The organism is Oscillatoria sp. HE19RPO (assembly GCF_024220515.1).
In the GTDB taxonomy this organism is placed as follows: domain Bacteria; phylum Cyanobacteriota; class Cyanobacteriia; order Cyanobacteriales; family Laspinemataceae; genus Laspinema.
Genome location: NZ_JAMXOT010000316.1, coordinates 1 through 13,338, shown reverse-complemented (window position 1 = coordinate 13,338; position 13,338 = coordinate 1). Strand labels below are relative to the sequence as shown.

The window sequence follows — 13,338 nt, the reverse complement described above, 5'->3', positions numbered from 1 at the left end:
CCGGGTTAGTCTCGGCGTAAGATTACCTCCTGCCTTATTATCAGTATAGAGTGATTCCGAATCATTCTGACAAAACCTGTAGAGACTTTTTTCCGTCCAAGGCTATAAATAAAAACGGTTTGGTGAGTCAAAATTTCAGAGGAGTCCGTAAAAACGACTGGGGTTATCCCAAAATATTTTTTGGAGGGTGGTTTCGCCAAGGCGATCGCCCAAGGCAATCCAATCCGCGATCGCCTCGGGTCGATGGTCAATATGGGGAAAATCAGAACTAAACAGCAAATTATCCGTACTGATGTACTCTATCATCCGATCTAAATAAGGCTCGCTGGGTTCAACGGAAATAAAGCACTGGCGGCGAAAATACTCCGAGGGCTTAATCTTGACAGTCTCCTTCACTTCCCAGCGAAACAGTTCATACTCCTCATCCAGTCGCCACAACCAGTAGGGCAACCAACCGCAACCCGATTCCAGAAAAGCAATTCGCAGGGCGGGATGCCGTTCCAATACACCCCCTTCAATCAGGGCCAACAGCCCCATCATTTGTTCCATCGGATGAGAACAGGCATGGAGGGCAAAGCGGGTGTGAAAGCGGTCCATCCCCGTGGTCGGTAACCGGGAATGAGTCCCTTCATGAATACCCACAGCAATGTCTAATTCTTCGCAGGCAGTCCAAAAGGTTTCATAGGCTGGATCGGAAAGCAATCGTCCCTTGACGGGGTTGGGGCGCAAAAAAACCGCTTTCCAGCCAAATTCAGCAATCCGATGCAATTCCGGTACCATGTCCTCGGGATGGTGCAGATTGATGGCTCCTACCCCGTTTAAAATGTGGGGGTCATAGCTACAAAAGTCTCGCAGCCAATTATTATAGGCCCGGGTCAGGGCACTGGCAAGTAGCGGGTCCATTGTATCGATGGCAAAGACCCAAAGTCCCATGGTTGGATACAAAAAGCATCGGTCAACTCCCATGGTTTTCACTGCCTGAACGTGAGAGGCGCTGTCGTAGCGATCGATGCCATAGCTGTTGTAATCCCGCAGGGTTGCTTTGAATCCTTCCCGCTGAAGTTCTGGGGAGATTTTTAGGTAAATTTTCTCCTGGTTAATTTCCATTTGAGGGGAAGGCGCAAGGTGTTTAAATGCAGGTTCTAGGTACTGTTCCCACATTTCAATGGGCTCGAAGATATGGCAATCTGCATCAATAATTCGATAGGATTCAAACATTAGAGCTTCCTCTGTTTAAGAGTAAATTATGACTGAGGAGTAGGGTGGGCAATGCCCACCTTTCTGTTCGGTGGGCATTGCCCACCCTACTTCTCACGGCAATTTTGATTTAGAAACCCGCTTTCTAGTTGAGAGTTCATAAATTATGACTTAGAAAAAAGCAGGCAGAGGGTTTAAGTCGGCCTCGGTGAGGGGTTCCTTTAACCATCCCTGATGACACGGGACGTCATACAGGCGACCCGGGGCAAATCTCGGCCAGAAATGGCGCAAACCCGGGACGACGACTTTAACGACGGATAAGTTGAGGTCGGGTCGGGTTTGGTTGACGACGAGGGTTTCCATACCTTTGTCTTGAACGAGTTTTACGCAGGTAAAAATGTCGGTCAGCAGGTCGTTACTCCAACTGCCGGGATAGTCGGCGCAAGTCTTGGGCGGTTGGTGGCAGTCTGGGATCAGATAAGGGTGGTTGGAGATCGCGGCATGATGCCACCAGTCGATGCCTTCGCGATCGCGATCGCGGTAGGCGGTGGTGGCATCCTGGATGCCATAAAAGGCTGCCGGTAAGGACTGGTTGAGTTCGGTTAACGCTCGCAAAATTCCAATTCGGGGTTCAAAGTGAGTGCCAAATCCCAGGATAATATTTTCCGGTTTCTGCCTGCGTCGGGAAATGGCCGCAAAGGTGGGGATGGTCAAATCTGCGGTCAAATCCAGTACCCACAGGTCGCGATCGATGCTGTGATAATAGGCTGTAATCTGCTGGAAATAGGGTTCGTCAAAACTGGTCAGGTCTATGGTGGGTTTGCTGAGGCGATTGTACCACCACAGGGCAATGCTATCTCGTTCTACTAGCTCAAAAAATCCTTGGAGGATAGCTTCTTCCAGGTTATTTCCGGCAGCGCATCCATTGGTATCGGCCTGGGTAAATCTCACGGGATATGTTCCAGAATAACCGACGTAACAATAAGCGGTGGGGAGATATTTAACCTGGTGATGGGTTAAGGACCAAGCGGGAGTCCAGTCGATTTCAGTCTGTTGATTGAAGGGTTCAGGAATCCAATCAAAGCTGAGGAGATCGCCCTTGATGTGAGCATTGAGTTGGGCGCGGTTCTCAAATTGGCGATCGCTAAATAGCATACAGGCGTTGGGATGAATCCCCTGTTCTAGGGTTTCAAATGAGCTTTGAATGCGCGGTTCGTCTCCTTGCTATTGGCCGGAATAGCGCTCGATCGCTTCGCACAAGGCGCTGACTTTGGCCTGAATATCTTGTCTCCCTTTTCCATACGCCTCGGTTCGCAACCCTTGCAGGAGGGTTTCTAAATCCCCAAAGTTCCGGCGAGACTGATAGGGAGCGCGATAGGAAGGGGTCAATTCCGCTGCACTTTCCCAGGTGGAGGTTCGCTGTAGAGTTCCGATGATTCCAGTCAGGGGACTAATGTGATGCGCCAAGGTTTGATAAGTTTGTGCGGGGGAAACGCTGCGATGTCCCCCATCCTGAGTAAATATTTTGGGGCGGGGTTGCAGGGCCTTCAGGTCCAAGTGAGGCGGGTTAATGGGTTCGGGAGTGCCACAGACTGGACATTGAGGACGCTGGACCAGTGGGTGAACCTGTTGTTCTAGGGTGAGAATATTGAATGTGAGGATTTGACCGATGAGGCGGGGTTTTTCCGGAGCGACTGCCCATTTCGCAATTTCGGTGGCCGCAATCCCCAAAGCGGTTTGGACGGTGGAGGGTAATGCTGCTTTGGCAGTGTTTAGGCAATCCTCGGTCTGGTTTCGTTGCTGGAGATAGGATTCTATGGGGCGATGTCCCCGCAGGCGGTGGGCGAGACATTCCCAGCATCCGGTTTTGCCTGGGATAAAAATCGGGCCGATCCACAGTTCGACCCCTATGGGTTTGACTAACATCCAGGGGCGATCGCGAGTTAAGGCGTCGCGATTGAAGGAATCTAGTCCAGTTTGGAGATAGTCATCGGTGAGGACAACGGCTAAATTACCCGCCTCCCCCCGATTGATTCCGAATGAATCCAGCAGGGTGGTTAGGGGATGAGGTTCTATGTTGCCATAGCTCACAACGGTTAGGGTGATTTCCTGTAACCGTTGGGTGGCGATGGCGGGGTCAATGCCCAGCATCTGCCAAAATGCCGCCGGTTCCTCGGGAATTGCGTCGGTTGCTTCTATAATGTATCCTTTTTCCCACAGGCGATCGATCAGGGCGTACACTTCAAATCCGGAGAGTTGCTCTTGGAGGCGATCGATAATTTCCTCTAGGGTATAATGGCCGCTCAGGAATGGTGCGAGTAGAGTATAGGGCCTCCCCCGCAGCAGGAAGCGATCTGTTTCTGACAATAAAAACACCCCTTCTGAGGCGATCGCCTCACACCGAAACTGCGGCTTAAACCTCGGCTTTTTTAGCATCTTTTCTTGAACGGTTAATTGTTTCTATAGCGAGTCTAAATCCTGTAAACGCGGCAGTTCATTTAATGCCCTGACCGGATGGAGCTTTGACAACCCTACCCGGTTTGTTCAACTGATTTAGACTCACTATAGTTAGGGAACGTCAGATGGGTAACTCTCGGATAACCCGATGCTTTTTATCTGATGCCTCCTAACTTTTTCCGGTTTAACAAACTCTCAGAATTCCATACAATCCATCTTGATTGGCATAGGTATAAAGCTGTTCCTCCGTTAAAATTTCTCGGCAGAAACTAGGGGGCAAAGGAGGCAGTGCTAAAAACCCTTCTTCCGAATCCGGATCATCTACATAGTTTAGGATGGTCTGACAATATTTTACTAGATGTTCCGGTTGCTTTGTGGATACAACTTGAGAAATAGTCTGTCTCGGATCTTTATTCAGACGGCGCAAAAACACTCGATCTTCCTGACTCCAGGCATAGGCAAAAACCCGCGCCCAAGACTGTTGCAATTCTTCTGGAGGAGCAGATTGATTGGTCATCCCCATCACCTCTTGTTGTTATCTGATATAAAATTATCTTCGTTCTTTGTCTAATTCCTGGGAGCAGGTTCTAGTCCGGTTTATTGAGGTCAAGTTTGCCTCATAATTCCGTACAGTTGACTTTGATTGGCATAAAAATAAAGCTGTTCTTCGCTTAATTCTTTTAGCCCATCTGGGAGGGTCGGAATGGCGATGTAACCATACTCGCAGTTGTCGCTATTAACATATTCTAAAATCGTCGCACAGGGGCCTTGAATCTTTTCCGGGGTACCAGAATTAACAACATCGGTGATGGTGACTTTGGGATCTTTCCGGAGTCCTTGGAGAAAGTCCCGGTTCTCGGGAAGCCAAGCATATCCAAACAGGCGCGACCATGCCTGAGCTAGGTCGGGGGGATAGGGTGTTTTATCCATCGTTTACCTAGGGTTCTCCACTACGGTTCGGGTGAATTTTTTCATTACAGATTGGCAATTTATCTGCACCTTATTTTTTGATATTTTACTTGTGCTATTCTTTGTCTGTCAAGTAATCTTTACAAAAATTTACAATCCAATAAAAATCCGAGTTGGTCAGGGTTTGGTCAAGGATTGGAGGGATGGAGCTTGACAGAGGCTGTTCTAACTGGTAGCGTTTAGTCAATTCCATTCCTTTACCCGGAATTAAACCATCAGTCAATAGACTTGAACCGGGTCACATTTGGGTTAAAAGGCGATCGCCTCATCAACAAAATTCAACCCAACCCAACTCCCTGCTTCCCAACTCCTGGAGAAATTATTAATGGTAGTTGACTTAACTCAAAGCAATATCGATCCGAACAACCCGATCTATCAACCCTTGTTAGCAGATTTACAAGGAAATATCCTCACCAGTCACGACTGTGACTATTCTGCTCATATTTTTATCCAATTTAAACCCAACCGAAATGCCGTGCGACAGTGGATTGCCAACTTTGCCAAAACCCGGATTACCTCGGCTCAAAGGCAAGGGGAAACGGGCGGACAATTCCCCCAGAAAAATACCGGGGCTTCTCCCGGATTATTTGCCAATTTCCTCCTCTCCTACAAAGGATATGAAGCCCTAGGATTTAAGTTTCAAGTCGGCGGAAATCGAGAATTTCCCAGCCCTGCTTTCAAGGTTGGCCTTGCCAATTTTAGGAGCATTTTGGATGACCCACCAGTTGAGGACTGGCAACCGGGATTTCAAACTCAAATTCATGGTTTCATTCTCCTTGCCGATGACGATTGGAGTCAGTTGAACAATCAGGCTAAAATCCTCTTTGAAGAATTAGAACCGATTGCGGATATTGTCAACACAGAAGTTGGACGAGTTCTGAGAAATAGTAAAGGGCAGGCGATCGAGCATTTTGGATTTAGAGATGGAGTCAGTCAGCCCTTATTTTTTAAAGAGGACCTAGATCGGGCTAAACAACAAGGCATCGACAAATGGGACCCCAGTGCCCCCTTAGAATTAGTGTTAGTTAAAGACCCCTTGGGAGAGGGAGAGTATAGTTTTGGTAGCTATTGTGTTTACCGCAAACTTGAACAAGATGTATCCGGATTTAAGGCCGCCGAAAAAGCTCTTTTTCAAACCTTGAAGTTATCAAAAAAAGAGGAAGAAAGAGCGGGAGCATTAGTAGTCGGTCGTTTCCGAGATGGAACGCCAATCACCCAGTTTCCTACAGAACAAAATGTTGATCCAGTCCCTAATAATTTCAACTATGATGAGGATTTGCGCGGGGTAAAATGTCCATTTCATGCCCACATCCGCAAAGTGAATCCTCGGGGAGACAAAAATGACCGACATCAAACCATCGAGGAACAACGCCAACATCGCATCGTGCGTCGTGCAATCAGCTATGGCGAACTTCCCAATGCCCGACATCACTCCCTCTCCCCGCAAGTTCGCTTTAATAATCAATTGGCTCATTTACAAAACCTGACACGATATCCAGGGGAAGATGAAAAGGTGGGACTGCTATTTTTATGCTTTCAAAGTGATTTATTCAACCAGTTTATGTTCATGCAAAAAAACTGGTCAAATAATCATCATTTTGTAACATACACCACGGGGTTTGATGCCCTAGTTGGACAGGGAAAACCCAAGACATCGCGACAAAAATGGCACAATCAGTGGGGAGAAAATGAGGTTACTGAGTTTGATTTTTATCACTTTGTCACCATGCAGGGAGGCGAATACTTTTTCGCCCCTAGCATTAGTTTTTTGAAAACAATTGCCTCCAATTTCCGAGAATAAGGGAGAAGAATTGAACCACTCCCTATTCATTCCAATAAATCCGGCTGCTGACGAACGATCATGTCATAAAGTGACTGAAAGCTAAACCACCCCATGTAATGACTTCCCACCTGAGCATAAGTCAATTGAGCAATTTCTGGCGCAATAGCGATGGGTTTTCCTGCTGCCTCTGCCATCAGTTGACTTTGACAGGACCGATCCATTGTTATAAACCACCAGCTTGCCTCATCCACGGAATGACCCACGGTGAGTAATCCATGATTGCGAAGGACGATCGCTTTAGAGTTTCCCAAGGTTTGCGCTAATCGTTCGCCCTCACTTATCTCTAACACCACGCCGGTATAGTCATCAAATAAGGCATGATCCCCGTAGAAGGCACAGGCATCTTGAGTGAGAGGGTCAAGAAGTCGTCCTAGGGTGGACCAGGTTTTGCCATAGAGGGAATGAGTATGTACTGCCGCGATGACATCGGGACGCGCTTGATGGATTTGGGAATGAATGGCAAATCCAGCGGCATTAATCGGGCGATCGCCTTCTAAAATTTCCCCTTGATGGTTGACTAATATTAGGTCCGAAACGCGAATATGACCGAAATACATTCCAAAGGGATTGACCCAGAATTGGTTAGGAAATTCGGGGTCTCGGACTGTAATATGACCCGCCACGCCTTCATCAAATCCAAAATGAGCGAATAGGCGAAATGCGGCTGCTAACCGTTGTTTTCGATATAATCTTTCATCTCGGAGGCGATCGAATGTGGGGGGTTGGGGGAGTCCGGGTTTGATTAAGCGTTTATCCATAATTGTGCGGGGTGGTTTAGGGGGGAAAGAGAACGACTGAAGTCGTTACTACGAACGGGGGAAAGAGAACGACTGAAGTCGTTACTACGAACGGGGGAAAGAGAACGACTGAAGTCGTTACTACGAACGGGGGAGAAGATAACGACTGAAGTCGTTACTACGAACGGGGGAGACGGGGGGTGGCTTGGATTTGAGTGTTTATAAAGTTTAATTGGGCGTAAAGCATGGCTATTTTGAGGACGGGGATTTGTTTGGCGATCGCTGCTTGTAGAGGATTACCCACAATCGATTCTACTTCTAAGGGTCGGTGCTGGTCGTAATCCAATTTCATACTGGTAATATAGGGCTTCATCTTAGCGGTATGGTCCAGCATTTTTTGAATAAAGCTTTCGGGAATTTCCCTCCCATAAGCAGCGGCAACTGCGACGACTTCCCTCATTAATTGTTCGGATAAAAGTCGCGTGGATTCATTTTCCATAATTTCATCAGTTCGGGCATTTAAAACCACGGACAAGCCATTATAAGGAATATTCCAAATCAATTTTTTCCAACGGGCGAGGAGTAAATCTTCTGCAAATTGGATGGGAATTCCAGCGGTTTCAAAATCTCCGGCAATGTTTCGCAAAGTAGCGGTGATTCCCAAGGGTTGATAATCCGGTGCATATTCCCCCAGGGTAATTGTGCCATAATCCAAGTGGTGAATATGTCCCTCGCCGACTTTATTAGAACAAATAAAGCATAGTCCACCCAGAATATGAGCAGGACCAACAATCGGGGCGACTGCCTCTTCGTTACCCAGACCATTTTGTAACATTAATACCGCCCCAGATTCTTTCAAAACCGGCGGCAGTAAATTGGTTAATAAAGAATTGCGGGTGGTTTTTAGAGCAACAATGACCACATCACAAGGTGGCATTTGGTGGACATCGTTATAAACATTCAGGGAGTTGAGAGTAAAGTCCCCCCAAACCGAATCCACCCTTAATCCGCGCTGCCGCACGAACTGATAATCGCTATGCAGCAAAAAATGCACCTCAAACCCCGCCTGCTGGAGTTTCGCCCCATAAAATCCGCCGATCGCCCCAGTGCCAATAATGGCATAACTCCGATTCCTCTGAGACTGCAATGCTGTACCCATTCTCCCATGACTGTGAACTCACTACTCTATCCATTTTACGGGGAAGTGGCATCAACAACATATTAGTTTCCTTCATCGGCATCAGAAAACAGTGAGCTTAAATCGCGATACCCACTCACCACCCGGACTATTTCAATTCCATCATTGATGACCCGATAAAAAAGAATATATCCATTCAAGGGTACTCCTCTCAGAGATGGATCGAAGTCCGCATAACTTCGCCCTAAGTTGGGGAATTGAATCAGATACCTGCATTTATTTTCAAACGCCTCAACAAAACGTTCTCCCGCAGAAACAGACCGGCTGGCAAAATAATCGAAAATTTCGTTCAGCTCTCGGATGACGTCAGGAGAAATTAGATAACGGCTCATTGATGACCCTCTTCTCGGAGTTTACGGGATTTTTCTCGGAGTTGAGCAATCACTACTTCTCCATCAATCCCTTCCCCTCTATCAAGTTGAGCGAGTCCCGTTTCTAGCTTTGCCTGAGTTGTTTTCACCCACTCATCATACTGTCTATCTCGTTCTTCCAATAAGCGAAATGCTTCGGTTAAAATCTCATCAACCGTGGTATATTTTCCGCTTTTTAATTTTTCTTGTAGAAACTGCTCTTGTTCAGGTTTTAATGATATGGTCATCTAATCAACTCCAGTCAGAACATTGGACAAGTTTGATAGGATTTCGTTCAATTTCAGCAGATTTGTACTGACCAAGCGGGTTACAGGTGATAGCGCCCTTGTTTTTTCCCGTTAGGACCTTCCTTCTAGGGTATCACAACATCTGGGTCAGAAACCCGGTTTCTGATTCGGGGGTTTCGGGTCCCCCCAAGTAGCCACCTCCTAGATTATGATAAAGAAAGTTTACTAAACTTAATAATAAAGACCGTGACCACACAACAGCTTAGACTCCCGACTGCGATCGCCAAGGAAACCTGGATTTGGAATGGCCATAAAGTTCAGTATGCCGTCCAAGGGGTCGGTCGTCCCCTCCTCCTGATTCATGGATTCGGGGCCTCCATCGGCCATTGGCGCAAGAACATTCCCGCCCTTGCAGAAGGGGGATATCGCGTGTTTGCCTTGGATTTGCTGGGGTTTGGCGGTTCAGATAAAGCCCCCCTGAATTACACCCTGGAACTCTGGGAAGAACTGATTACGGATTTCTGGAGGGAACATATCCAGGAACCGACGGTATTTATCGGCAATTCCATTGGTGCATTACTGAGTCTGATGCTGGTTGCCAATCATCCCGAAAAGTCAGCAGGGGGTGTTTTAATCAATTGTGCCGGGGGGTTAAATCATCGCCCGGAAGAACTCAATCCACCCTTGCGATTCGTGATGGGTACGTTTAGTAAATTAGTGAGTTCCCCCACTGTCGGCACGTTCCTGTTTAACCGCATTCGCCAAAAACACCGGATTCGTAATACCTTGCGCCAAGTGTATCGCAACCATGAAGCGATTACCGATGAGTTGGTCGATTTGCTCTATGAACCCTCCTGTGATGTGGGGGCGCAAAAAGTGTTTGCCTCAATTTTGACCGCACCTCCGGGAACACCTCCCTCGGAGATTTTACCGAATGTTACCCATCCGTTATTGGTGTTGTGGGGGGAAGATGACCCTTGGACACCGATCGCCGGTAGTCGGATTTTCCAGCAGTCTCACCCGGAACGGTCCATGACCTTTAAGTCCATTCCCAATACCGGGCACTGTCCCCATGATGAACGTCCAGAGGTGGTGAATCCCCTGATTTTAGACTGGTTAGAAACCAGTGGGTCAGGGAACTCCAACGCCTAACCTTGAATGATGCATCGGAGGAACAAGCGGTTGCCTTGTTCCTCCGATGACCAAGGCGGACCGTCTTTTTGAGGTAAAATCCTCACTTATAACCGAATGTTATGTTTTATCCGTGAATTGCCCTGTGTCTTATCATTATATTTTGTTTCATAAACCCTATAACGTGCTCTGCCAATTTAGCGATCGCGACGGCAAGAATGCCGGGATTGAACGCCCCACCTTAAAAGATTACATTGATATCCCGGACATTTATGCCGTCGGTCGTCTAGATTTAGATAGCGAGGGACTGTTGCTATTAACCAATCACGGTGCCATCCAACATCGCCTCTGCTCTCCTAAATATGCCCATCCCCGGACCTATTGGGTCCAGGTGGAACGCATCCCCGACGAACAGGCCCTCGATTCCCTCCGCAATGGGGTCCAGATTCAAGATTATCGCACCCGACCCGCAACGGTACAATTGTTACCCACAGAACCCGAACTCCCTCCCCGAGACCCCCCGGTACGCTTTCGCAAAACCGTCCCCACCGCCTGGTTAGAAATGACCCTCACGGAAGGGAAAAATCGCCAAGTTCGACGCATGACTGCTGCGGTTGGGTTTCCCACCCTGCGCCTAGTGCGATCGCGCATCGGCAACCTCTCCCTAGGGGGGTTACCACCGGGACAATGGCGAGATTTGACTCCCGAGGAGGTGAAATCTCTGTTGAAACAGTTGCGATCGTAGGGAGATAGGCAGGATAGGGTTCCTGTTCGTAGTAACGACTTCAGTCGTTATCCGCGTGTCATGGCGGATGCCATGACACGCATTATGAGCAGCGATCGCGCCTGGGAAGGAACTGGAGGATCCGCAGATGGGTGCGTTACTTGACATCCGCCAAGTAACGCGGATAACGACTGAAGTCGTTACTACAAACATTTTCCGCGTGTCATAGCGGATGCCAATTAACTTGGATAACGACTGAAGTCGTTACTACAAACAATCTCCCCCATCAAGCAATAACCAAGGACAAATGACCAAGGACAAATGACAAATGACCAATGACCTACAATAAAAACAGCCCCTAGCGATTTTCCACCATGAATGATTTTCCCGACTTTAGCGCGAACGGCTATAAAATTATCCGAGAACTCGGCCATAATCGTGCCGGGGGTCGGGTGACTTATTTGGCGCTGAATCAGCAACGAGAAGAATCGGTTGCTATTAAACAATTCCAGTTTGCCACCAGTGGTTCTGACTGGTCCGCTTATCGGGCGGTGGAACGGGAAATTGAGGTGTTGCAACAGTTAAATCACCCCGGGATTCCTAAATATTTGGATTCGTTTGAGACTGCCGATGGGTTTTGTATGGTCCAGGAGTATAAAAATGCTCAATCCCTGGCGGTGCCGCGCAGTTTTGAGGCGGATGAGGTCAAGGCACTGGCGATCGCGGCTTTAAACATCTTAGTTTATCTACAAACTCGGACCCCGTTGGTGATTCATCGGGATATTAAACCGGAAAATATCCTGGTGAGCGATCGCCTCACGTTATATCTCGTCGATTTTGGCTTTGCTAAACTCGGTTCGGAAGAGGTGGCAATGAGCAGTATGGTCAAAGGGACGATGGGATTTATGCCCCCGGAACAACTGCTAAATCGCCAACTGTCTGCGGCGTCTGACCTTTACGGATTAGGCGCTACGTTGATTTGTTTACTGACGGGGACTCGATCCGTGGCGATCGCCCAGTTGGTTGATGACGATTATCGCATCCAATTTAAACATCTCACCCCTAAAGTCAGTTGGCGCTGGATTGAATGGTTGGAAACAATGGTCCAACCCAATCCGGGCAGTCGCTTCCCCGATGCAGCAACCGCGTTGGCCGCCTTAGAACCGATTTATGTCGTTCGCACACCGGAAGTTCATCTGAGCAAAACTCACATCACGGCAACCGCCTCAACCCTAGGAGAACAAATTACCCACACTCTCTCGATTAAAAACCCGGTTCCCGACACCCGACTCCGGGGAAAATGGCAGGTTGCCCCCCATCCCCAGGACCCGCCTCATCGTCCCGATGCTCATGCTTGGATTTCCTTTTCTCCCGCACAGTTTAAAAAGAATCGGTTGGATGCTCAAGTTATTATTGATACGAGCCATTTACGCGCCAATCAAACCTATCAAAGAGAACTTTTATTAGAACATAATGGCATACCCAATCCGATTAGAATTCCCCTAGAAATTACCACGGCTCCCATTCCAATTTCGACTCAAAAATTACCCTACAGTTCATTAGGATTGTTATTTTTAGCCGCTGGTGCTGGAGGAATGTTAGCCCTACATTCGATCGCCACACCGATTGCGATCGCCCTCAGTGGATTTCTAGCTTGGGCGGGACTGTCTAAACTGGCGGGAAAGCAGGGATTTGTGGTGAAATTCCTGCTCACTGCCGTGGCAACGACCCTCATCGCGGCGATCGCTGGATTTACCCTAGGAATGGCTGCCGGAGCCAGTCTAATTGGGTCCTGGGCCACCGCTGGCACCTTAGCCGCCACCGCAGTCACCGGGGTTGCCTTAATCTTAGCCGCCTCCGGGATTACCAAAGAATTTGGACTACAAATCGCCACTGCGCTTTCTCTGCTAACTGCCGCCTCTGGCATCAGTTGCGGCATTGCTGTACAATTAGGATTCTGGACCCCGTTACTGATTGCAGCAGCAGCAATCACCGGCGTTCCCGTGATAGGAGTCATGGTCTGGCTGCCGATTAAGCGATCGCGTCTCAAAGCTCAATATCGCCGTTCTGAGCAGCATTTAATCGCTCCTTAAAGCCGATTTATTAACATTATAAATTGGCAAATATCATAGCAAAAAGGACAAGGCACTGCCTTGTCCATACTGGCATTTTTTTTGAAAACCTGCTAACGAGACTGCAACCAAGTCACTAAATCCGTGACTTCGGTAAAATCGAATAAAGCCTCGCTCAAATCTTCCAATTGAGCCGTTGTCAGTGCATCAATACGGTCTCGGATCTCGGGTTCCAGGGAACCGAACCGTCGGGTAATCGGACGCATAATCATGGCGATCGCCTCCTGCTTTTTCCCTTGATTGAGTCCCTGTTCAAGACCCTTGGCTAGTCCCTTTTGAAGAATATCTTGGTAAATCACGGATTCCTGCATAATTTCCTCCCGGAAAAAGTTAGTAATCGTATCTTTGTTAA

13 protein-coding genes and 1 pseudogene are annotated in these 13,338 nt (G+C 48.1%); 4 read left to right on the top strand and 10 right to left on the bottom strand.

The annotated features are described in order from the left end of the window. Window positions 1–135: 135 nt before the first annotated feature. The 5 genes and pseudogenes from NG833_RS24890 to NG833_RS24870 all read right to left on the bottom strand — a co-directional run bounded on the left by NG833_RS24890 (window position 136) and on the right by NG833_RS24870 (window position 4,584). Window positions 136–1,218: an amidohydrolase family protein gene (locus tag NG833_RS24890; RefSeq protein WP_254567968.1), complete on the bottom strand. Its 1,083-nt coding sequence runs from the start codon at window positions 1,216–1,218 to the stop codon at window positions 136–138. Between the two features lie 150 nt (window positions 1,219–1,368). Further along, a pseudogene (locus tag NG833_RS24885) lies at window positions 1,369–2,409 on the bottom strand (YcaO-like family protein); the annotation flags it as partial. Between the two features lie 12 nt (window positions 2,410–2,421). After that, window positions 2,422–3,633 (bottom strand): TOMM precursor leader peptide-binding protein, encoded by a 1,212-nt coding sequence (locus tag NG833_RS24880; protein WP_254567967.1) that lies wholly within the window; start codon window positions 3,631–3,633, stop codon window positions 2,422–2,424. A 205-nt stretch (window positions 3,634–3,838) separates the two neighbouring features. Then, window positions 3,839–4,171 carry a hypothetical protein gene (locus NG833_RS24875; protein ID WP_254567966.1) on the bottom strand — a complete coding sequence of 111 codons (333 nt, stop codon included), beginning with the start codon at window positions 4,169–4,171 and terminating at the stop codon, window positions 3,839–3,841. Window positions 4,172–4,260: 89 nt separating this feature from the next. Then, complete coding sequence (locus NG833_RS24870; protein WP_254567965.1) at window positions 4,261–4,584, bottom strand: hypothetical protein; 324 nt, start codon at window positions 4,582–4,584, stop codon at window positions 4,261–4,263. A gap of 364 nt (window positions 4,585–4,948) precedes the next feature. Between NG833_RS24870 and NG833_RS24865 the strand changes: the two genes are divergently transcribed. Continuing rightward, entirely contained in the window at window positions 4,949–6,424 is a 1,476-nt protein-coding gene (locus NG833_RS24865; RefSeq protein ID WP_254567964.1) for a Dyp-type peroxidase, read from the top strand. Between the two features lie 26 nt (window positions 6,425–6,450). On the opposite strand, the gene NG833_RS24860 is transcribed toward NG833_RS24865, so the two are convergent. The 4 genes from NG833_RS24860 to NG833_RS24845 all read right to left on the bottom strand — a co-directional run bounded on the left by NG833_RS24860 (window position 6,451) and on the right by NG833_RS24845 (window position 8,999). After that, entirely contained in the window at window positions 6,451–7,224 is a 774-nt protein-coding gene (locus tag NG833_RS24860) for a class II aldolase/adducin family protein (RefSeq protein ID WP_254567963.1), read from the bottom strand. Window positions 7,225–7,381: 157 nt separating this feature from the next. Then, complete coding sequence (locus NG833_RS24855) at window positions 7,382–8,362, bottom strand: putative 2-dehydropantoate 2-reductase (protein WP_254567962.1); 981 nt, start codon at window positions 8,360–8,362, stop codon at window positions 7,382–7,384. Between the two features lie 62 nt (window positions 8,363–8,424). Next, a complete protein-coding gene (locus NG833_RS24850) occupies window positions 8,425–8,733 on the bottom strand; it encodes a type II toxin-antitoxin system RelE/ParE family toxin (RefSeq protein ID WP_254567961.1) in 309 nt (102 codons plus the stop codon). After that, the gene (locus NG833_RS24845) at window positions 8,730–8,999 is read right to left on the bottom strand and encodes a type II toxin-antitoxin system ParD family antitoxin (RefSeq protein ID WP_254567960.1); all 270 of its coding nucleotides are present in this window, start codon (window positions 8,997–8,999) and stop codon (window positions 8,730–8,732) included. The genes NG833_RS24850 and NG833_RS24845 overlap by 4 nt, the downstream gene beginning before the upstream one ends. A gap of 246 nt (window positions 9,000–9,245) precedes the next feature. On the opposite strand from NG833_RS24845, the gene NG833_RS24840 reads away from it, so the two are divergent. The 3 genes from NG833_RS24840 (at window position 9,246) to NG833_RS24830 (ending at window position 12,947) form a co-directional block, all read left to right on the top strand. Then, entirely contained in the window at window positions 9,246–10,151 is a 906-nt protein-coding gene (locus NG833_RS24840) for an alpha/beta fold hydrolase (RefSeq protein ID WP_254567959.1), read from the top strand. A 124-nt stretch (window positions 10,152–10,275) separates the two neighbouring features. Next, window positions 10,276–10,875: a pseudouridine synthase gene (locus tag NG833_RS24835; RefSeq protein WP_254567958.1), complete on the top strand. Its 600-nt coding sequence runs from the start codon at window positions 10,276–10,278 to the stop codon at window positions 10,873–10,875. A 353-nt stretch (window positions 10,876–11,228) separates the two neighbouring features. Continuing rightward, complete coding sequence (locus NG833_RS24830) at window positions 11,229–12,947, top strand: serine/threonine-protein kinase (RefSeq protein ID WP_254567957.1); 1,719 nt, start codon at window positions 11,229–11,231, stop codon at window positions 12,945–12,947. A gap of 92 nt (window positions 12,948–13,039) precedes the next feature. Here NG833_RS24830 and NG833_RS24825 read toward each other — a convergent pair. Beyond that, on the bottom strand, window positions 13,040–13,338 hold a 299-nt coding region (locus tag NG833_RS24825; RefSeq protein ID WP_254567956.1), incomplete at its 5' end, for a DUF4351 domain-containing protein.

Coding starts and splice junctions, on each gene's coding strand:
- NG833_RS24850 (WP_254567961.1), bottom strand. CDS start 8,733: ATGAGCCGTTATCTAATTTCTCCTGACGTCATCCGAGAGCTGAACGAA.
- NG833_RS24870 (WP_254567965.1), bottom strand. CDS start 4,584: ATGGATAAAACACCCTATCCCCCCGACCTAGCTCAGGCATGGTCGCGC.
- NG833_RS24865 (WP_254567964.1), top strand. CDS start 4,949: ATGGTAGTTGACTTAACTCAAAGCAATATCGATCCGAACAACCCGATC.
- NG833_RS24830 (WP_254567957.1), top strand. CDS start 11,229: ATGAATGATTTTCCCGACTTTAGCGCGAACGGCTATAAAATTATCCGA.
- NG833_RS24890 (WP_254567968.1), bottom strand. CDS start 1,218: ATGTTTGAATCCTATCGAATTATTGATGCAGATTGCCATATCTTCGAG.
- NG833_RS24845 (WP_254567960.1), bottom strand. CDS start 8,999: ATGACCATATCATTAAAACCTGAACAAGAGCAGTTTCTACAAGAAAAA.
- NG833_RS24860 (WP_254567963.1), bottom strand. CDS start 7,224: ATGGATAAACGCTTAATCAAACCCGGACTCCCCCAACCCCCCACATTC.
- NG833_RS24875 (WP_254567966.1), bottom strand. CDS start 4,171: ATGACCAATCAATCTGCTCCTCCAGAAGAATTGCAACAGTCTTGGGCG.
- NG833_RS24880 (WP_254567967.1), bottom strand. CDS start 3,633: ATGCTAAAAAAGCCGAGGTTTAAGCCGCAGTTTCGGTGTGAGGCGATC.
- NG833_RS24855 (WP_254567962.1), bottom strand. CDS start 8,362: ATGGGTACAGCATTGCAGTCTCAGAGGAATCGGAGTTATGCCATTATT.